The sequence below is a fragment of the Pseudomonas eucalypticola genome, assembly GCF_013374995.1.
GTDB lineage: Bacteria > Pseudomonadota > Gammaproteobacteria > Pseudomonadales > Pseudomonadaceae > Aquipseudomonas > Aquipseudomonas eucalypticola.
In genome coordinates, this window is sequence record NZ_CP056030.1 from 2,200,873 (window position 1) to 2,219,473 (window position 18,601).

General features: G+C 59.2%; 18 protein-coding genes. 8 read left to right on the forward strand and 10 right to left on the reverse strand.

Going from position 1 to position 18,601, the window contains the following annotated elements:
* Window positions 1-94: 94 nt before the first annotated feature.
* Window positions 95-1,105 (reverse strand): tRNA dihydrouridine(20/20a) synthase DusA, encoded by a 1,011-nt coding sequence (gene dusA, locus HWQ56_RS10155; protein ID WP_176570344.1) that lies wholly within the window; start codon window positions 1,103-1,105, stop codon window positions 95-97.
* Between the two features lie 100 nt (window positions 1,106-1,205).
* On the opposite strand from dusA, the gene HWQ56_RS10160 reads away from it, so the two are divergent.
* Window positions 1,206-2,357: a tyrosine-type recombinase/integrase gene (locus HWQ56_RS10160; RefSeq protein ID WP_176570345.1), complete on the forward strand. Its 1,152-nt coding sequence runs from the start codon at window positions 1,206-1,208 to the stop codon at window positions 2,355-2,357.
* Here the strand turns inward: HWQ56_RS10160 and HWQ56_RS10165 are convergent.
* A complete protein-coding gene (locus tag HWQ56_RS10165) occupies window positions 2,326-2,607 on the reverse strand; it encodes a pyocin activator PrtN family protein (protein ID WP_176570346.1) in 282 nt (93 codons plus the stop codon). The genes HWQ56_RS10160 and HWQ56_RS10165 overlap by 32 nt on opposite strands.
* Window positions 2,608-3,060: 453 nt before the next feature.
* Window positions 3,061-4,071: an MsnO8 family LLM class oxidoreductase gene (locus HWQ56_RS10170; RefSeq protein WP_209008706.1), complete on the reverse strand. Its 1,011-nt coding sequence runs from the start codon at window positions 4,069-4,071 to the stop codon at window positions 3,061-3,063.
* Window positions 4,072-4,691: 620 nt separating this feature from the next.
* On the opposite strand from HWQ56_RS10170, the gene hpaR reads away from it, so the two are divergent.
* Entirely contained in the window at window positions 4,692-5,114 is a 423-nt protein-coding gene (gene hpaR / locus HWQ56_RS10175) for a homoprotocatechuate degradation operon regulator HpaR (RefSeq protein WP_176570347.1), read from the forward strand.
* A gap of 56 nt (window positions 5,115-5,170) precedes the next feature.
* Here the strand turns inward: hpaR and hpaI are convergent, their stop codons facing one another.
* From hpaI to HWQ56_RS10210, 7 genes are all read right to left on the reverse strand, one after another.
* Window positions 5,171-5,965, reverse strand: coding sequence for a 4-hydroxy-2-oxoheptanedioate aldolase (hpaI, locus tag HWQ56_RS10180; RefSeq protein WP_176570348.1), 795 nt, complete (start codon window positions 5,963-5,965; stop codon window positions 5,171-5,173).
* A 116-nt stretch (window positions 5,966-6,081) separates the two neighbouring features.
* Window positions 6,082-6,885, reverse strand: a complete 804-nt coding sequence (gene hpaH, locus HWQ56_RS10185; RefSeq protein WP_176570349.1) for a 2-oxo-hept-4-ene-1,7-dioate hydratase — start codon at window positions 6,883-6,885, stop codon at window positions 6,082-6,084.
* A 14-nt stretch (window positions 6,886-6,899) separates the two neighbouring features.
* A complete protein-coding gene (locus tag HWQ56_RS10190) occupies window positions 6,900-7,304 on the reverse strand; it encodes a 5-carboxymethyl-2-hydroxymuconate isomerase (RefSeq protein ID WP_176570350.1) in 405 nt (134 codons plus the stop codon).
* A gap of 14 nt (window positions 7,305-7,318) precedes the next feature.
* The gene (gene hpaD / locus HWQ56_RS10195; protein ID WP_176570351.1) at window positions 7,319-8,242 is read right to left on the reverse strand and encodes a 3,4-dihydroxyphenylacetate 2,3-dioxygenase; all 924 of its coding nucleotides are present in this window, start codon (window positions 8,240-8,242) and stop codon (window positions 7,319-7,321) included.
* A gap of 125 nt (window positions 8,243-8,367) precedes the next feature.
* Window positions 8,368-9,828, reverse strand: coding sequence for a 5-carboxymethyl-2-hydroxymuconate semialdehyde dehydrogenase (hpaE, locus tag HWQ56_RS10200; protein ID WP_176570352.1), 1,461 nt, complete (start codon window positions 9,826-9,828; stop codon window positions 8,368-8,370).
* 5 nt (window positions 9,829-9,833) lie between these two features.
* Window positions 9,834-10,601, reverse strand: coding sequence for a fumarylacetoacetate hydrolase family protein (locus tag HWQ56_RS10205; protein ID WP_176570353.1), 768 nt, complete (start codon window positions 10,599-10,601; stop codon window positions 9,834-9,836).
* A 10-nt stretch (window positions 10,602-10,611) separates the two neighbouring features.
* A complete protein-coding gene (locus tag HWQ56_RS10210; protein WP_176570354.1) occupies window positions 10,612-11,271 on the reverse strand; it encodes a fumarylacetoacetate hydrolase family protein in 660 nt (219 codons plus the stop codon).
* Window positions 11,272-11,422: 151 nt separating this feature from the next.
* On the opposite strand from HWQ56_RS10210, the gene hpaA reads away from it, so the two are divergent.
* The 6 genes from hpaA (at window position 11,423) to HWQ56_RS10240 (ending at window position 18,599) form a co-directional block, all read left to right on the forward strand.
* On the forward strand, window positions 11,423-12,328 hold the full coding sequence (hpaA, locus tag HWQ56_RS10215; protein ID WP_176570355.1) for a 4-hydroxyphenylacetate catabolism regulatory protein HpaA: 906 nt from the start codon (window positions 11,423-11,425) through the stop codon (window positions 12,326-12,328).
* 530 nt (window positions 12,329-12,858) lie between these two features.
* Complete coding sequence (locus HWQ56_RS10220; RefSeq protein ID WP_176570356.1) at window positions 12,859-14,028, forward strand: p-hydroxyphenylacetate 3-hydroxylase oxygenase component; 1,170 nt, start codon at window positions 12,859-12,861, stop codon at window positions 14,026-14,028.
* A 70-nt stretch (window positions 14,029-14,098) separates the two neighbouring features.
* Window positions 14,099-15,025 (forward strand): p-hydroxyphenylacetate 3-hydroxylase reductase component, encoded by a 927-nt coding sequence (locus tag HWQ56_RS10225; RefSeq protein ID WP_176570357.1) that lies wholly within the window; start codon window positions 14,099-14,101, stop codon window positions 15,023-15,025.
* 48 nt (window positions 15,026-15,073) lie between these two features.
* A complete protein-coding gene (gene gabD, locus HWQ56_RS10230; protein ID WP_176570358.1) occupies window positions 15,074-16,516 on the forward strand; it encodes an NADP-dependent succinate-semialdehyde dehydrogenase in 1,443 nt (480 codons plus the stop codon).
* Window positions 16,517-17,170: 654 nt separating this feature from the next.
* Window positions 17,171-17,956 (forward strand): TIGR04255 family protein, encoded by a 786-nt coding sequence (locus HWQ56_RS10235; RefSeq protein WP_176570359.1) that lies wholly within the window; start codon window positions 17,171-17,173, stop codon window positions 17,954-17,956.
* Between the two features lie 10 nt (window positions 17,957-17,966).
* Window positions 17,967-18,599 carry a hypothetical protein gene (locus HWQ56_RS10240; RefSeq protein ID WP_176570360.1) on the forward strand — a complete coding sequence of 211 codons (633 nt, stop codon included), beginning with the start codon at window positions 17,967-17,969 and terminating at the stop codon, window positions 18,597-18,599.
* Window positions 18,600-18,601: the final 2 nt, after the last annotated feature.

An 18,601-nucleotide genomic window follows, 5' to 3' on the forward strand; every position in this document is an offset into this window, starting at 1 on the left:
ACCACCGCCATGCGCTCAAGCGCCGCGGGGGGCGGGTAACCAAAGACTGCTTGTTGGAGTGCGAAACCGCCGTGCCGGTTCCCTGGCGTAGCGGTCAGCGGCCTTCGAGCAACTGCCCGGCCTGGTCCAGCAAGCCCAGCGGGTCCTTGCTCTTGTGGATATCCACCGACAGCAGCTGGCGGAACTTGCGCGCCCCGGGGAAACCCTGGCCCAGGCCCAGGATATGCCGGGTGATATGGTGCATGGCCCCGCCGTCCTCGAGGTGCCGGGCGATATACGGCCGCAGCCGCGCCAGCGCCTCAGCACGGGAAATGACCGGTGCGGTGCTGCCGAACAATTCCTGGTCCACTGTCGCCAGCAGGTAAGGGTTATGGTACGCCTCGCGGCCCAGCATCACACCATCGAAAGTGCGTAAATGCGCCTGGCATTCGGCCATGGTCTTGATGCCACCGTTGAGGATGATCTCCAGGTCCGGAAAGTCGGCTTTCAACTGCGCTGCCACGTCATAGCGCAACGGCGGGATGTCGCGGTTTTCCTTGGGCGACAGTCCTTCGAGGATGGCGATGCGCGCATGCACGGTAAAACTCCGGCAACCGGCGTCGCGGACCTGGCCGACGAAGTCGCACAACTCGGCATAGCTGTCGCGGCCATTGATGCCGATGCGGTGCTTGACCGTCACCGGAATCGACACCGCGTCGCGCATGGCCTTCACGCAATCGGCCACCAGCGCGGGATGGCCCATCAGGCAGGCGCCGATCATGTTGTTCTGCACGCGGTCGCTCGGGCAGCCGACGTTCAGGTTCACTTCGTCGTAGCCCACGTCCTGGGCCATGCGCGCACAGGCCGCCAGGTCGGCCGGCACGCTGCCGCCCAGTTGCAGCGCCAATGGATGCTCGGTGTCGTCGTGGCGCAGGAAGCGCGCGGCGTCGCCGTTGAGCAGGGCGCCAGTGGTGACCATTTCGGTGTAGAGCAGGGCGTTGGCGGAGAGCAGACGGAGGAAGAAGCGGCAGTGGCGGTCTGTCCAGTCCATCATAGGTGCAACGCTGAAGCGGCGGGAAGGCTCAGGCCTTGATTTTAGTGGGTTTGAGGCTGATTTCGTTTGCATTTTGGTCTGCGTATTTTGTACCATTTTCGGGCGTTTTCAGGCGTTTTTTTTCCAGTCGTTGGTACAATGTACCAACTGAACGGAGGCGTGTACCAATTCCATGGCCACTATCAGACCCCGCAAAAGAGCTGACGGTACAGTCAGCTACACCGCCCAGATCCGGATCAATCGTGATGGGGCGCAAGTCTACCAAGAGACGCAGACCTTCGCGCGGAAACAGGCTGCTCAAGCGTGGATCCGGCGACGTGAGGCGGAGCTCTATGAGCCCGACGCTATAGAGAAGGCGAATCGAGTCGGCGTGCCTCTTGCTGAGATCATCGATCGCTACTTGAAGGAGGTTGAGAAAGCCCGACCATTGGGCAAGACCAAGCGTGCTGTCTTGAAGGCAATTGCATCTACCTCATTGGGCCAGGTCATCGACAGCGATATCAATAGCCAGCGGTTGGTGGAGTTCGCGCTGTGGCGTATGACCAAAGCCGGCGGGGATGTGCAGCCACAGACCGCGGCGAATGATCTGGCTCACCTTGGTGCGGTGCTCTCGGTGGCTAAGCCTGCCTGGGGGTTCCAAGTTGACCAGCATGCGATGGCTGATGCCAGGAAGGTGCTCAAGAAACTTGGCTACGATATGCGGAGCCAAGAGCGATCACGACGGCCATCTAAAGCTGAATTGGAAAAGATTCTGGAGCATTTCAGTGCTGGACAGAAGACGCGGCCGACCTCGATCAACATGGTCAAGGTTATCGGCTTCGCGATGTTCTCTACCCGTCGACAGGACGAGATTACGAGAATTCGGTGGGCAGACCTCGACGAGGAAGAGCATCGGGTTCTGGTCCGGGACATGAAAAATCCGGGGCAAAAAATTGGTAACAACGTTTGGTGCCATATCCCATACCCTGCCTGGGAGATCCTGCAAACGATGCCCCGGGAATGTGATCAGATATTTCCCTACAACCCAGACTCTATCTCCGCAGCGTGGACTCGGGCGTGTAAATTTTTGGCGTTGGAGGATCTCCATTTTCATGACCTTAGACATGAGGGCGTCAGTCGGTTGTTCGAGATGGAATGGGACATTCCGCGCGTAGCCTCGGTGTCCGGGCACAGGGATTGGAATTCGATGCGACGTTACACACACCTTAAGCGACGGGGAGACGTCTGGCTGGAATGGGAGTGGATCGAAAAGATGATCAAATCTCCCGTCGTGCTTGGCGCGAGGGCTGAAGTCAACGTCGCCCCAAGGCGGAAGCACCGTTGAGTTGGCGACATTCTCTGAGCGCTGCTTCGCGTTGCTCATCGAGGTAATTGGCCAGGTCTGTGATGTGGATGCCCTTGGCGCTCTTCTGGCTTGGCTCCAGGCGAGTGATTGGGATTTTGATCTGGCCTGCCAGTACTTTGCGTTGGAACATCTCAATCGTGAGATGAGTGAAGTAGTCAGCGCAAACCGTGCTGAGAGGAATGATAGCTTTGCCTTCATACTGGGCCATCAGCAGGAAAATGGTGTTCATCCTTGTTCTCCTCAAAGGGGGGGCTTTGGCGGGCGACGGCTTAGGATGATCGTTTTCTTTTGCGGGGCAGACAAAAAATTCGAGGAGTATGGCCTCGAATTTATATCGAGGAAGTGTATGGACGCTCTTGGTAAGGTACGGATTTCTAAAGCGGTTCGCGAGGTGCGAGTCACGTGCTTCTGAATGTGAGTTTTTCCGGAAAGTGGAACTATGCGTTCTTCAGTGGAAGATCGGTTGGAAGGCCGATGGGTGGTGTTTTAGGGGGAGGGCATTTTTTTATTTGCGTGACCTAGTGTTTTGGGTATGCATGCTGGCTACTGGTTGTGGTGGGGGAGCTATGCATTTAGGGTCTCTATACTTGTCTGTCACTCTTTTTGTCACTGAAGAGGGTTTTCTTCATTTGCAGGGTCTGCCTCTTCTTTTTTTGTTTGGTGTGATTTACCGAAAGTAGTCTTAGGTGAGTTCGAACTCTTTAGCTAGTAATTGGTAGCTAACAAGTCGGTCGGTATAGGTGTGCGTGACAGTCACTATGCCAACCTCGTTGCAATCGAATAAGTTGGCTATTTGAGTTATCCTAGTTCGGCAAGTGCTGGGTGAACCAACGATCATGTTATCTAACGTTTGGTCATACTCTTCTTGATCCGCTGCATGCATGCGCTTGCGTCGTGTCGCGACCTCTTCTGGACTAAGCAATTCCTCGCGGGGAAGACGCCCGGCCATCATTTTGCGGTAAACGGCTGTGCCCGCAATTTTCCTCGCCTGCTCATCTGTAGGTGCACAAATCACCGCAAGTGCCAGCAGTCGCGGTGCTGAGCCCTGATGGCCTGAATGCATCCAGGCACTGGCGTGCTGCTCAAATGCGGCCGGGCTAGTGAACTGTGGGGCAATGAATTGGGCCAAGGCCATGCCCATACCTAATTCACCTGCGATTTTCGCTGTACCGCCACTCGAGCCCAGCATCCACACTTTTGGTAAGGCCACTGTAGCAGGCAGACAGCGTAATGCGGAAAATGGGTGGCTGCGTTCAAAGCCAGAGTGCAAAAAAGCCGACAGTTCTGTGGCTTGGCGAGTAAATACATCTTCTTCGACCAAGCGAGCAGGTAAGGCAAGGGCGACGCTACTCAAATGCCCTCCACCAGGTGCGCGACCGATACCCAGATCGACTCGACCCGGAAATAGTGACGCGAGCACAACAAATGTTTCGGCAACTTTATAAGGGCTGTAGTGACTGAGCATCACTCCACCGCTGCCAATTCGCATGTGTTTGGTTGCGCTAGCAATACGGGCTAGCAGGATCTCCGGTGCAGGACCAGCGAATTGAACGCTATTGTGGTGTTCTGCGAGCCAATAGCGATAGTAGCCGAGGCGATCGCAGGCGATGGCGAGATCCACAGAGCATTGGAGTGCCGAGTGTGCGGGGTGGTCGGCATGAACCGGGGTTTGGTCGATGACGGTCAGCTTCATGAACAATACTCGAGGCGACGGGTCGAAACTGGCTAAAAAAAAGCCACGCCGAAGCGTGGCTGAAGCAATGAGAGTGTTTCTGAACCAGTGGCCAGATATGCTTCCCATTTTAGGTAACCTGGGATTTTTGGAACATGTGTTTACGATAGGTTTGCTTGCACTTTTCATAAGCGAATTGTCACTGGCTTAAATCCGAAGTGGCCGTTGGGGTTGGCTGAACCGAATTTCGGCATATATTCGGAACCTTGATGCCAACCAGCTATCCTCCGGGTTGAGGATGTTATCTTGTATCATGTGATGGTGGATACGATTTTGGCTTAAGGCCGGGAGGAAAATCGGTGAGCGAATAGTTTCGGTTAGGCTGGATGGATGGGCCCTATTATCTTTTATTTTCGGTAGTTCTGGCGTGACAATGATGATTGTGAAGGAGCCGCCCATCAATACTGGCTAGCTAAATTTCTAGCGAAAAAATGTGCTGGCGGATTTGCAAAGCACGGGGTTATCGAAGGTTAGCTGTGGAAAGGCAGCATTCAAACTTGTCATTGGATCATTGGAAAAGTGTCGAGTCGCCTGGTAGGGTGCTACAATAGTTAAATTATTAACTATGTTTGGCGCGTTCGATGTCCTCCCCCAGACCTTCCTTGACCTTAAACCTCCTGCAGGCTCGTGAAGTGGCGATGAGCTATTTTCGACCCTCACTAAACCAGTGTGGGTTGACTGAACAGCAGTGGCGCATCATCCGTATCCTCAGCCAGCAGGGGGAGTTGGAGATCAACCAACTGGCCGACCTGGCGTGCATTCTGCGCCCCAGCATGACCGGCGTACTGACGCGCATGGAGGCCGCTGGCATGGTGCGCCGCCGCAAGGCCGAACAGGATCAGCGGCGCGTACTAGTGACCCTGGATGCGGAAGGCGAGGTGCTGTTTGCGTCCATGAGTCAGGCCATGGAGCGCAATTACGGCCGCTTGCAGGCCGACTTTGGCGAAGAGAAATTGCAGACATTGCTGGGGTTGCTCAATGATCTCAAGGCCTTGAAGCGCTGAGTTCGTCCCCTGCCTGTGGGACCGGGCGAAGCTCGGTCCCACAGAGTGGAGAGGTGTCAGTAGACGCTTGAGGGTGGTGCGGGAAGCTGGGTGTCCTTGAACGTGGACGCCAAGCCCTGCAACCCACGCATCAGCACCGTGGTGTCGACGCCTACCGCGACGAAAGCGGCGCCCAATTCCAGGTAACGCCGCGCCAGCTTTTCATCGGCGCTGAGAATGCCTGCCGCCTTGCCAGCCTGCTGAATCCGCACAATGGCGTCTTCAATGGCCGCCTGCACCTCGGGGTGCCCAGGGTTGCCACGGTGCCCCATGGCCGCGCTGAGGTCCGCCGGGCCGATGAACACGCCATCCACGCCTTCCACCGCAGCAATGGCATCCAGGTTGGCCAGCCCTTCGCGGTTCTCGATCTGCACCAGCAGGCACATCTGCTCGTCGGCCTGGTCCAGGTAACCCGGCACGGTGTTCCAGCGCGACGCCCGCGCCAGGGCGCTGCCTACGCCGCGTACGCCGAACGGCGGGTAATGGGTGGCACGCACCAGTTCACGGGCCTGTTCGGCGCTTTCCACCATGGGCACCAGCAGGGTCTGCACGCCGATGTCCAGCACCTGCTTGATCAGCGCGGTGTCGCCGATGACCGGGCGGATCACCGGTTGGCTGGCGTAGGGCGCCACGGCCTGCAGCTGGCCCAGCAGGCTGCGCAGGTCGTTGGGGGCGTGTTCGCCGTCGATCAGCAACCAGTCGAAGCCGGCATTGGCGGCCAACTCGGCGCAGTAAGGGTTGGCCAGGCCCAGCCACAGGCCAATCTGTGCCTGGCCGCTGCGCAGGCGTTGCTTGAAAGTATTGATGATCATGCAAAAACTCCTGTAGCCGCTGCCGCAGGCTGCGCTGGCCCGCGTGAGCCCTGGAGATGTTCAGCGTACTCCAGGGGCCAGCGCAGCCTGGCGGCAGCGGCTACGGTGATGGTGGGTTAGACAAAACGGCAGGCGATGGAACCGAGCATGTCGTAGTCGACATGGAAGGTGTCGCCCGGGTTTGCGGCCACGGGGCGGGTGAACGAACCGCCCAGGATCACCTGGCCCGGCTGCAGGGTCACGTCATAGGCCGCCAGCTTGTTGGCCAGCCACGCCACGCCCTTGGCCGGGTGGTTGAGCACCGCAGCCGACACGCCCGATTCCTCGATCACGCCATTGCGGTACAGCACCGCCGGCACTTTGCGCAGATCGATCTCGGTGGGCCGCACGGCGCGGCCGCCCATGACCACGCCAGCGTTGGCGGCGTTGTCGCTGATGGTGTCGAACACCTTGCGGGTGGCCTTGGTCTGCGGATCAATCTGCTGGATGCGCGCGTCGATGATTTCCAGTGCCGGGATCACCCACTCGGTGGCGTCCAGCACGTCGAAGACGGTGACGTTGGGGCCCTTGAGCGGCTTGCCGAGGATGAAGGCCAGTTCCACCTCCACGCGCGGCACGATGAAGCGGTTGAAGGGGATGTCACTGCCTTCGTCGAAGAACATGTCGTCCAGCAGCGCGCCAAAATCCGGCTCGGTGATGTTCGAGGACACCTGCATGGCCCGCGAGGTCAGGCCGATCTTGTGACCCACCAGCTTGCGCCCGGCCTTGATCTTGTTCTCTACCCACACGCGCTGGATGGCGTAGGCGTCCTCGATGGTGATGTTTGGTTGGTCCAGGGAGAACTGGCGCACCTGTTCACGGCTGCGCTCGGCGTCGTCGAGGCGCTGGGCGGCTTGCTGGATGAAGGCGTGGTCGAGCATGGGAAACCTCGGAATCATTGGTTGAACAGGGGGTGCAGGCTGCTGCGCTTGGCGTCGTAGACCTGCCCGGGGCTTTCGTCGATCTGCAGGGTGATGCCCACGGGGCGGCGTTCCAGCAGCGGCGCCAGGTGTGTTTCCAGCACCTGGATCAGCGCATCGCCCACCGCCTTGTGCACCGCGGCGCTGCGCCCGGCGGCCATGCGCAGGTTGGCGTAGAGAAAGCCGTAGTCGCCGTTGCCATCGGCCACCGCGCAGTGCTGCGCCGGGTAGGCCAGCACGCGGGTGCCGCCGGTGGGGAACACCTGTTTGCCGGCTTCGTCACGCTGGGCCAGCATGGTGTCGGCCAGGGCGCGGGTCAGGCCCTTGAAATCGGCTTCCTGTTCAAGGTCCGGGGTGTAGAGCAGTACCAGATGCGGCATGGGAAGACTCCTGTTTACAGGCGGCTCGTGGACACTACGTTGGCCAGGTTGGAAGCCTGCACCGGGGGAATGTGCGACCCGTCCTGCGGCGTCACCGGGAATATGGCGTTGATCTGCCCAGTGCCCGAGGCCGCGAAGTAGGGCGTCAGCACCTCCACCTTGCCGTCGTACTCGGACCAGCCCAGCGCCCCCAACAGCATGGCGGTGTCGTGCATGAAGCCTTCGCCGTGGCCCTTGGCCGCGTACTCGGGCAGCATGCCGCAGAACTCTTCCCACTCACCGTTCTGCCACATTTGCACCACGCGCTCGTCCAGGGTTTCCAGGAACGGGCTCCAGATTTTCGTGGCGAACTGCGGCGCCTGGCCGTTCTGGGCAAAGCGGTGCGACAGCGAGCCGCTGGCGAGGAACGCCACGGTGCCGTCGTAGTGGTCCTCCACCGCCTTGCGCATTGCCCAGCCCAGCCGGGCGCTGTCGTTGAGGTAGTGCGAGGTGCACAGCGACGAGACCGAGATCACCTTGAAGTGCTGGTCCTGGTTCATGTAGCGCATGGGCACCAGGGTGCCGTACTCGGGCGCCAGGGTGGTGGCGTGGTGGGCCATGGTCTCGACGCCGAAGCGGTTGCCCACCTCGGCCAGGATCTGTCCCAGTTCGGGGTTGCCGGGGAATTCATAGCTCATGTTGCTGATGAAATGCGGCAGCTCGTTGCTGGTGTACAGGCCCTTGAAGTGCGGGCCGCAGTTGATGTGGTAGTTGGCGTTGACCAGCCAGTGGGTGTCGAACACCACGATGGTGTCCACGCCTAGCTCGCGGCAGCGGCGGCTGATCTCGTGGTGGCCGTCGATGGCTGGCTGGCGGAAGCCCTTCATCGGGCCGTCTAGTTCGCTGACGTACATGGAGGGTACGTGGGTGATCTTGGCGGCTAAGGCGAGGGTGCCCATGGTCCGTCTCCTGAAGATTGTTGTTATGGCGTAGCCGCTGCCGAAGGCTGCGCGGGCCCTGGAGTACACTGCAGAACTTCAGGGCGCATGCTGGCCAGCGCAGCCTGCGGCAGCGGCTACGGGATTTATACGCCCCAGCGCGGGATGTGGTGGCTGCCCATGGAGATGCACACGTTCTTGATCTCGGCGAACACCTCGAAGCTGTACTGGCCACCTTCACGGCCGGTGCCCGAGCCCTTCACGCCGCCGAACGGCTGACGCAGGTCGCGCACGTTCTGGCTGTTGATGAACACCATGCCCGCCTCGATACCATAGGCCAGGCGGTGTGCCTTGCCGATGTCCTGGGTCCAGATATACGAGGCCAGGCCGTACTCGGTGTCGTTGGCCAGCTTCAGCGCTTCGGCCTCGTCCTTGAACGGGATCAGGCACACCACCGGGCCGAAGATCTCTTCCTGGGCAATGCGCATGTTGTTGTTCACGTCAGCGAACACCGTGGGCTGGATGAATTGCCCGCGCGCCAGGTGCGCCGGCAGGTTGGCCGGGCGCTCCAGGCCGCCGGCCAGCAGGGTGGCGCCTTCTTCCAGGCCGATCTTGATGTAGCCGGTGACCTTGTCGTAGTGGGCCTGGGTGATCATCGAGCCGACCTGGGTTTTCGGGTCTTGCGGGTCACCGACGATCAGGCGCTTGGCGCGCGCGGCGAACTCGGCGACGAACTGCGGGTACACGCTTTCCTGGATGAAGATACGGCTGCCGGCGGTGCAGCGCTCGCCGTTGAGCGAGAAGATGGTGAACAGCGCGGCGTCCAGGGCGCGCTCAAGGTCGGCGTCCTCGAAGATCAGCACCGGCGACTTGCCGCCCAGTTCCATGGAGTATTTCTTCAGGCCTGCGGTCTGCATGATCTTCTTGCCGGTGGCGGTACCGCCGGTGAAGGAGATGGCGCGCACGTCCGGGTGGCGCACCAGGGCATCGCCGGCGGTGGCGCCGTAACCCTGGATCACGTTGAGCACGCCGTTGGGGATGCCGGCTTCCACGGCCAGGCGCCCCAGTTCGTTGGCGGTCAGCGGCGACAGTTCACTCATCTTCAACACCGCCGTGTTGCCCAGCGCCAGGCACGGCGCGGTTTTCCAGGTGGCGGTCATGAACGGCACGTTCCACGGCGACACCAGGCCACACACGCCCACCGGCTGGTACAGGGTGTAGTTGAGCATCTGGTCGTCGACCGGGTAGCTGTGGCCGTCCATGCGCGTGCACACTTCGGCGAAGAAGTCGAAGTTGTGCGAGGCGCGCGGGATCAGCACATTCTTGGTCTGGTGAATCGGCAGGCCGGTGTCCAGGGTCTCCAGCTCGGCCAGGTGCGGCACGTTCTGGTCGATCAGCTCGCCCAGTTTACGCATCAGTTTGGCGCGTTCCTTGGCGGGCGTCGCCGCCCATTTCGGAAAGGCTTCCTTGGCTGCAGCCACGGCTTGCGCGACTTCCTCGGCGCCGCCGCTGGCGACTTCACCAATGGCCTCGCCGGTGGCCGGGTTGTAGTTGACGAACACGTCCTTGCTTTCCACTTCGCGGCCGTTGATCCAGTGCTTGATCATGATGATTACGCCTTATTGTTCTTGAAGAAATCAGCTTCGCTGACGATACGGTTGACCAGCCGGCCCACGCCTTCCACTTCCACCACCACTTCATCGCCCGGCACCACATCGGCCAGGCCTTCGGGCGTGCCGGTGGCGATCATGTCGCCCGGTTGCAGGGTCATGAAGCTGGACAGGTATTCGATCAAAAACGGGATGTCGAAGATCATGTCGGCGGTGCTGCCTTCCTGGCGCAGCTCGCCATTGATCCAGGTGCGCAGGGTCAGGTTGCTGACGTCGGGCACGTCACTGACGTCGACGATCCACGGGCCGACCGGGGTGGTGGCGTCGCGGTTTTTCACCCGCAGGTTGGGGCGGTAGTAGTTTTCCAGGTAGTCGCGGATCGCGTAGTCGTTGCACACCGTGTAGCCGGCCACGTACTGCAGGGCGTCCTCGCGCTTGACGTTGCGCGCCGGCTTGCCGATCACCGCCACCAGTTCGCACTCGTAGTGCATGTAGGCGACGTTGTCCGGGCGCCAGGTGACCTGGTTGTGGCCGGTGTAGGTGCCTGGCGACTTGACGAAGGCCAGCGGCTCGGTGGGCGGCGCGAAGGCCAGCTCCTTGGCGTGGTCGGCGTAGTTCAGGCCCAGGGCGAACATGCTGCCGCTGGCGGGCGGCAGCCACTGCACCTGGTCCTCGTTTAACAGGCGGCCATCGGCCAGGCGCACGGCGTTGTCGGCCTCGACGGTGACCGCGTGGTCCTGGCCTTCAAAACGGATTTTGGCGTGTTTCATCTGCGTTCCCTTACTCGGCCACGATGCGGTTGGTGAGCCGGCCAAGGCCGGTGATGTCCACGTCCACGCGGTCGCCGGGGCGGACGTCGACGCGGCCCTCGGGGGTGCCGGTGATCAGTACGTCGCCAGCGTGCAGGGTCATGAACTCGCTGAGTTCGGCGATCAGTTGCGGGATGCCGCGCACCAGGTTGGCGGTGGTGTTTTCCTGCACCAGTTCATCGTTGACGAACAGCTTGAGGGTCAGCTGGTGCGGGTCAGCGATGGCGTCCACCGGCACCAGGGTCGGGCCCAGGGCGCAGAAACCGTCGCGGCACTTGGCTTTCACCGCAGGGCGGTAGTAGCTGTCTTCCGGCAGGCTGAATTCGTTGACGATGGTGTAGCCGGCCACGTAGGCCAGGGCATCGGCGGCGCTGACGCGGCTGGCGTCCTTGGCGATCACCACGCCCAGCGCCGGGCCGGGTTGCAGGTGCTCGACGCCGGCTGGGTAGACCACGTCGCCCTGGTGCACGTTGCGGGTGTTGGGGGTCTTGATGAACAGCACCGGCTTGACCGGCGCCTGCTTGTAGGGCGGCTGGTCGAATTCGGCGAGGCGTTGGTGCAGCAGGCCCTGGTAGTTCAGCGCAACGCCGAACAGGGTACCGGTCGCAATGTCATGCAGGGCACGGGTCATGCGGTTCTCCTGGTGGGGCAGGGCGTTGCGGCCCTGCGAAAAGTAATTAATGTGTTAACTTTATAATTAAGAAGTTAATCATCGTCAAGCGTGGCACAATGGCCGTGCGGGCCGGCCAGCCATGCCATAACAAGAACATCGAGGTCGCGACATGAAGGACAGGCAACCCATCCCCAACATCAACATTGGCCAGGTCTACGACCAGCGCTACAGCGACGCCGAGGTGCACTACGACCGCCTGGGCAACCTGGCGGGGTTCTTTGGCCGCAACATGCCGGTGCACCGCCACGACCGGTTTTTCCAGGTGCATTACGTCAAGACCGGTACCGTGCGGGTGTACCTGGACGACCAGCAATACGTGGAATCGGGGCCGATGTTTTTCCTCACGCCGCCGACCGTTCCGCACTCGTTCGTCACCGAGGCCGACGCCGATGGACATGTGCTGACGGTGCGTCAGCAACTGGTGTGGCAATTGATCGAATCCGACGCGGCGCTGGCGCCCGGCCCGCAGTTGCCGGCTGCCTGCGTGGCGTTGGCGCATTTGGGGCCTGAGTTCAGCGGCGAGATCGCCCGGCTGGAGCGGTTGTTTGACGAGCTGGCGTGCGAAATCGAGGCCGACCAGCCGGGGCGTGCGGCAGCCCTGGAATACCTGACGCGCTTGATCATGATCAGCCTGCTGCGCCTGTGCGCCAACTCGCTGGCCGCGCGCCCGGCGCGCCATGAAGACCTGAAGATCTTCCACCGCTTCAATGAATTGATCGAAGTGCACTACCGCCAGCACTGGCCGCTGTCCAGCTACGCCTGCGGCATCGGCGTGACCGAGGCGCGGCTCAACGACGTGTGCCGGCGTATCGCTGACCTGCCGTCCAAGCGGCTTATCCAGGAGCGCCTGATGCAGGAAGCGCGGCGGTTGCTGCTGTACACCGGCAGCTCGGCCAACGAAATCTGTTTCGCGTTGGGGTTCAAGGACCCGGCGTATTTCAGCCGGTTTTTCCAGCGCTACGCGCAAATGACCCCGGGTGAATACCGGCAGCGGCAGGCGGGTTTGAAGGGGTGACGGCGTGCTCATTATTGTTATCGCAGGCTTGTGACGTGGGCTCCATGATTGCCCTTGCCGGTGCCGCGGGAAATGGCGTTTCGCTGGGACTGATTGCACTTTTCATGTGCAGGCGTTGGATAGGGGGCTCCTAGGTATCGATCTCGCCTGAAAGGCCGGCCGAGTTTTCAGCTACCACGAATCAACAGGGAGGGGTGTGTTTAAGATGCCTGTAGCAGGTGTGACGATGCGTAAGAGGGGCAGATCTTCGGAGGTAGTGTTTAGCTATTGGGCAGGTATTCCGAAGGACGAAATGTAATTTGCAGGGGATCGCTTGCACTTTCGGAGTTGACCTGGGCGAATCAGTAGTAGGGTCCGTGAAAAGTGCAATCGGCAATGTGGAACGTGCATTTTCCGAGTGGATGTCGAAACACATACTGGATAGGCATTCTTGACTGAGCCTGAGTTGGGCATCGTTGGTGCTGTATGTTCAGCGACGGTGCAGCAACCTGGAAGGCTCCCGCTATCCCAATAATAAACAGAGTGGCACCATGAAAAAGCCCAACCCCCTGCTTGAAGACCTCAAGGCCGTCCTGCCGCCCATCGCCGCCAACGCCTTTGTCGCCGAAAAAGATCGCAGCGTGCCCGCCGAAAACATCGCCCTGTTGAAAAGCATCGGTATGCACCGGGCCTTCCTGCCTAAGAAGTTCGGCGGCATGGAAATCTCCCTGCCACAGTTCGCAGACTGCATCGCCCTACTGGCTGGCGCGTGCGCGAGCACCGCCTGGGCCATGAGCCTGCTGTGCACTCATAGCCATCAGCTGGCGATGTTCCCCGCCCGGCTGCAGGAAGAAGTGTGGGGCGAGAACCCCGACGCCACGGCCAGCAGCAGTATCGCGCCGTTCGGCCGTACGGAGGAAGTGGACGGGGGCGTGAGCTTTAGCGGCGAAATGGGCTGGAGCAGCGGCTGCGATCACGCCGAGTGGGCCATCGTCGGCTTCCGCCGCACGAACGCCGAAGGCAGCCAGGACTATTGCTTCGCGGTGCTGCCGCGCAGCGACTACCAGATTCGTGACGACTGGTACGCGGTAGGCATGCGTGGCAGCGGCAGCAAGACCCTGATCATCGACAACGCCTTCGTGCCCGAGCACCGTATCCAGAAGGCCAAGGACATGATGGAAGGCAAGTCTGCCGGGTTTGGCCTGTACCCCGACAGCAAGATCTTCTACTCACCGTACCGTCCCTATTTCGCCAGCGGCTTCTCTACCGTCAGCCTTGGTGTGGCTGAACGCATGCTGGAGGTGTTCAGAGAGAAAACCCGCAACCGCGTCCGCGCCTACACGGGTGCCGCAGTGGGCGCAGCCACCCCGGCCTTGATGCGCCTGGCCGAATCCACCCACCAGGTCGCCGCCGCGCGTGCTTTCCTGGAAAAAACCTGGCAGGAGCACGCCGAGCATAGCGGGGCCCATCGTTACCCTAGCCGCGAGACTCTGGCCTTCTGGCGCACCAACCAGGGCTACGCCACCAAGATGTGCATCCAGGCAGTTGACCGGCTGATGGAAGCAGCGGGTGGCGGGGCGTGGTTCGAGACCAACGAACTGCAACGCTTGTTCCGTGACGCTCACCTCACCGGCGCCCATGCCTACACCGACTACGACGTCTGTGCGCAAATCTTAGGTCGCGAATTAATGGGGCTAGAGCCTGACCCCACTATGGTCTGATCCATCTGCGCTTTCTGTCTCATCCATAACAACAATCATGGCCGGTCCCTCGCCGGTCTGGGAGTCCAGCATGTCCACAGAATTCGATACCCGCTCTTTTCGCCGCGCTCTGGGCAATTTCGCCACTGGCGTGACCGTCGTGACAGCAGCAACCGAAGATGGTCGTAAAGTTGGAGTTACTGCCAACAGTTTCAACTCCGTTTCGCTTGATCCACCGTTGATTCTTTGGAGCATCGATAAGCGCTCCAGCAGCCATGAGGTGTTTGAGCAGGCGAGCCATTTTGCTGTCAATATCTTGGCAGCCGACCAGATTGATTTGTCCAACAACTTCGCACGTCCCAAGGACGATCGCTTCGCCGAAATTGAATTTGAGCCTGGCGAAGGTGGTGCTCCCGTATTCGCCGACTGTTCGGCGCGCTTTCACTGTGAGAAATACCAGCAGGTTGATGGCGGTGATCACTGGATCATGATTGGCAAAGTGGTTAATTTTGACGACTTTGGCCGCTCGCCGCTGCTTTATCATCAGGGCGCCTACTCCATGGTGCTGCCGCACACGCGTATGACTAAGCGCGCAGAGGGACAGGCGCCGAGCAGTCATTTCCAAGGTCGCTTGAGCCACAACTTGTACTACCTCATGACCCAGGCTCTGCGCACCTATCAGGCCAGCTACCAGCCTCGCCAGTTGTCCACTGGTCTGCGTACAAGCGAAGCGCGCATGCTGATGGTGTTGGAGAGCGACGCGGGCCTAAGTCGCTGCGACCTGCAGCGTGAGGTGGCGATGCCGGCGCGAGAAATTGATGAGGCGGTGGCTAACCTCAAGCGTAAGGGGCTGGTCAGCGACGATGAGGAACGCGTGCGCTTGACCGTTAAGGGTATCGATGAGACCGAAGCTCTCTGGACTATTGCCCGTGAGCAGCAGGAAAAAGTCTTCGGCCAGTTCAACGCTGAGCAGATCGACACCTTCAAGACCGTGCTCAAGGCAATCATCGCGCTCTGAATTCAGGCTCCCGCAGCAGCTGTCCCCCATTTTTCTGGACATTCACTAATGCAAATTACAGATGTGAGGTTACTCCGCCAACAAGCCTACCTCGATGGTGTGTGGGCAGACGCGGACAACGGCCAGACCATCAAGGTCACCAACCCGGCCACGGGAGAGATCCTGGGTACCGTGCCAAAGATGGGCGCCGCCGAAACCCGCCGCGCCATCGAAGCCGCAGACAAGGCGCTGCCAGCCTGGCGTGCACTGACCGCCAAGGAACGCTCGAACAAGCTGCGCCGCTGGTTCGAACTGATGATCGAGAACCAGGATGACCTGGCTCGCCTGATGACCCTGGAACAAGGCAAGCCGCTGGCCGAAGCCAAGGGCGAAATCGCCTACGCCGCCTCGTTCATCGAGTGGTTCGCAGAGGAAGCAAAGCGCGTCTACGGCGATACCATCCCTGGCCACCAGCCAGACAAGCGCCTGATCGTCATCAAGCAGCCAATCGGCGTTACCGCGGCCATCACCCCGTGGAACTTCCCGGCCGCCATGATCACCCGTAAAGCCGGCCCGGCCCTGGCCGCTGGCTGCACCATGGTGCTCAAGCCTGCTTCGCAGACGCCGTTCTCGGCCCTGGCCCTGGCCGAACTGGCCGAGCGCGCCGGCATTCCGCAAGGCGTGTTCAGCGTGGTGACCGGCAGCGCTGGCGACATCGGCAGCGAGCTGACCGGCAACCCGATCGTGCGCAAACTGTCATTCACCGGCTCGACCGAAATCGGTCGCCAGCTGATGTCCGAATGCGCCAAGGACATCAAGAAGGTCTCCCTGGAGCTGGGCGGCAACGCGCCGTTCATCGTGTTCGACGACGCCGACCTGGATAAGGCCGTCGAAGGCGCGATCATCTCCAAGTACCGCAACAACGGCCAGACCTGCGTCTGCGCCAACCGCATCTACGTGCAGGACGGTGTCTACGACGCCTTCGCCGAGAAACTGAAAGTGGCCGTGAACAAACTGAAGATCGGCAACGGTCTGGAAGAGGGCACCACCACTGGCCCGCTGATCGACGACAAGGCCGTGGCCAAGGTCAAGGAACACATCGCCGACGCCCTTAGCAAGGGCGCCACGGTGCTGACCGGCGGCAACGCCATGGAAGGCAACTTCTTCGAGCCGACCGTGCTGGTCAACGTGCCGAAGAACGCTGCCGTGGCCAAGGAAGAAACCTTCGGCCCGCTGGCGCCGCTGTTCCGCTTCAAAGATGAAGCCGAAGTGATCGCCATGTCCAACGACACCGAGTTCGGCCTGGCGTCTTACTTCTACGCCCGTGACATGAGCCGTGTGTTCCGCGTTGCCGAAGCGCTGGAATACGGCATGGTGGGTATCAACACCGGCCTGATCTCCAACGAAGTGGCGCCGTTCGGCGGCATCAAGGCTTCGGGCCTGGGCCGTGAAGGCTCCAAGTACGGCATCGAAGACTACTTGGAAATCAAATATTTGTGCCTCAACGTCTGACAGATTGTACTGAAAAGTAAAGCCGGGCTATGCGCGGCTTTTTTTTTGGCGCAATGTCGACCTTGTGTATGGGGTGCTAGGGGTCGAGTGTTCGAATCACTCCGTCCCGACCATATTTTTGTAGAAAATCCAGCCACTTAGCGGTGGCTGGATTTTTTTGTGCCTGCTCATTTGCTACGCTTTTTAATTTTGCCCCCACTTTTTGCCCCACTGATCGCGGAGTTGTTGGGCGGGTGAAGAATTTTGGAAAAGTCCCCATGCAGTGCTTAGCGTGCGCACGGCGGACTGCCAGATACCAACCTATCCTTCCAAGTCGGACGAAATCTGGTTTTTTACCTTGATTCGCCCTTTACCTTACGGTGTGGTATGCGAGGTCGTTTGTCTACATGAGGGACTTGTCTAGGGGGGGCTTCGCAGGCGGGTACGTTTTCCAGTCGGCTGGGGCCAGATCAATGCTTCGATTCGAGCTCGGCATCGCAGGCTCGTTGGCCCTACAACTCAGTCCTCTGTGGCCTGTGGCCACCGGCCTTCGGCCGCTCGCTGCAGAATCGCTTTGCGTAAAAACGCAAATTTCGTCTTGAGGCGCTGACAACCGATGTGTAAACTGCCAGTGAAAGCTGAATCCGAAATGCCATCATGAAACAGAGGTCTGAAATGAGCGCTACGCTTGCGAATGCTCCGGTGTACTACGCCTTAGCCCAGGTTAGGTTCAATCCCGTTGCGCTCATGGAAAAATTTTCTAGTGAAATTCAGGATCGGCTACGCAGATCAGGATTTCCGATCTTCGAGATGGAAAAGTCTCAGAGTTTTGAATTTACTGATTTAAACCTTTCTGGTGAAGCGAAGCCTAAAATCACTGAAACCCCAAATTGGTTTTTCACTAGTGCTGACCGGCTTTCTGGATACGTATTGGGTACAGATTTTCTGACCTTTCAAGCTACTGATTATTGCGATCATGAGGCTTTTTTTGCTTCGCTTTGTGCTGGCTTAGATGTCGTAAATGAAGTCGCTAGTATTGGGGATATTTCCCGAATTGGAATCAGATACCTTGATGCTATCGTGCCAGGCGAAGGCGAATCTCTGAATCAGTATCTACATCCGCAAGTCCAAGGTGTCGATTTCGGTTTGCCTTGGATTGGCGGAGCTTGGGAGGCTGGATTCAAGACAGAGCAAGGTGTCATGGTTTCGAAAATTTACAAGACGCCCCAGGCACTTTTAGGGTTTCCTGTCGATCTGCAACCACGATCCGTGGTGCTGAAGAAAAAATTTGTATTTTCGGAGCCAAAGGAGCATGCGGTGATTGATATAGATCACTTCATTCAAGAACCGACACCTATGGTTTCGAGTGTGGTATATGAGAAACTTGTCGCTTTGCGTGGGCCGCTTAGACAATGCTTCCGTACCATAGCCACTGAATACGCTTTTTCACGTTGGTCCTAAGGATAGCGCCATGTACTCTTCAAATCTCGCAATCGCAACACGAAATAGTGGTGCTGTGAACGTCGCTGCTAGAACTGCGCTTGTAGTTTTCGGATTGTTCATGGGGACGGGTAGTAATGCCACTCCACTTAACTATGATAGATCTGCTGCTTACGCCAAGCCAAAAGCGGATAGGTTAATTCAAACTGCTGAGAGTTCGTCTTTCAAATATGCAGGAGTGGATGTCCGGAGTCCTGTCCAACATCTGGAGAATGTAAAAAATATTCTGGCTTTGCCTGTTTCAGAAACTGCGGGCCTATTCGGTGTTACTAGGCAGTCTATTTATAAATGGCTTGCTGGTTCTTCCATGCCTGAACAGGAAAAACTCGAGAGGTTAAGTGAGCTGAGTAGGATTGCAGATCTCTTCAACGAGGCTTCAGTTAGTCGACCGGGTGATCTGTTGCGAATGAAGGCGTTCGAGGGTAAGTCTGTGCTAGACTTGTTTAAGGATGGTGCGGATTACTCTGCCTGTCTCTCGATGTTGATTGCCGAGTCAAAAGCTATGGATGTTGCATACGATTCATCTGGGATATCCAAGCTGCAACAAAAACGGACGGATGATTGGAAAGCTACAATTTCAATCCCTTTCTCTGATGATGTCTAGGA

Bases quoted from the DNA above. Each gene is read 5' to 3' on its own strand.
- HWQ56_RS10170 (WP_209008706.1), bottom strand. From the start codon at position 4,071: ATGAAGCTGACCGTCATCGACCAAACCCCGGTTCATGCCGACCACCCC.
- HWQ56_RS10190 (WP_176570350.1), bottom strand. From the start codon at position 7,304: ATGCCGCATCTGGTACTGCTCTACACCCCGGACCTTGAACAGGAAGCC.
- HWQ56_RS10240 (WP_176570360.1), top strand. From the start codon at position 17,967: ATGTACTCTTCAAATCTCGCAATCGCAACACGAAATAGTGGTGCTGTG.
- HWQ56_RS10160 (WP_176570345.1), top strand. From the start codon at position 1,206: ATGGCCACTATCAGACCCCGCAAAAGAGCTGACGGTACAGTCAGCTAC.
- hpaD (WP_176570351.1), bottom strand. From the start codon at position 8,242: ATGGGCACCCTCGCCTTAGCCGCCAAGATCACCCACGTACCCTCCATG.
- HWQ56_RS10235 (WP_176570359.1), top strand. From the start codon at position 17,171: ATGAGCGCTACGCTTGCGAATGCTCCGGTGTACTACGCCTTAGCCCAG.
- gabD (WP_176570358.1), top strand. From the start codon at position 15,074: ATGCAAATTACAGATGTGAGGTTACTCCGCCAACAAGCCTACCTCGAT.
- HWQ56_RS10165 (WP_176570346.1), bottom strand. From the start codon at position 2,607: ATGAACACCATTTTCCTGCTGATGGCCCAGTATGAAGGCAAAGCTATC.
- HWQ56_RS10210 (WP_176570354.1), bottom strand. From the start codon at position 11,271: ATGACCCGTGCCCTGCATGACATTGCGACCGGTACCCTGTTCGGCGTT.
- dusA (WP_176570344.1), bottom strand. From the start codon at position 1,105: ATGCAAACGAAATCAGCCTCAAACCCACTAAAATCAAGGCCTGAGCCT.
- hpaA (WP_176570355.1), top strand. From the start codon at position 11,423: ATGAAGGACAGGCAACCCATCCCCAACATCAACATTGGCCAGGTCTAC.
- hpaE (WP_176570352.1), bottom strand. From the start codon at position 9,828: ATGATCAAGCACTGGATCAACGGCCGCGAAGTGGAAAGCAAGGACGTG.
- hpaR (WP_176570347.1), top strand. From the start codon at position 4,692: ATGTCCTCCCCCAGACCTTCCTTGACCTTAAACCTCCTGCAGGCTCGT.
- hpaH (WP_176570349.1), bottom strand. From the start codon at position 6,885: ATGCTCGACCACGCCTTCATCCAGCAAGCCGCCCAGCGCCTCGACGAC.
- HWQ56_RS10225 (WP_176570357.1), top strand. From the start codon at position 14,099: ATGTCCACAGAATTCGATACCCGCTCTTTTCGCCGCGCTCTGGGCAAT.
- hpaI (WP_176570348.1), bottom strand. From the start codon at position 5,965: ATGATCATCAATACTTTCAAGCAACGCCTGCGCAGCGGCCAGGCACAG.
- HWQ56_RS10220 (WP_176570356.1), top strand. From the start codon at position 12,859: ATGAAAAAGCCCAACCCCCTGCTTGAAGACCTCAAGGCCGTCCTGCCG.
- HWQ56_RS10205 (WP_176570353.1), bottom strand. From the start codon at position 10,601: ATGAAACACGCCAAAATCCGTTTTGAAGGCCAGGACCACGCGGTCACC.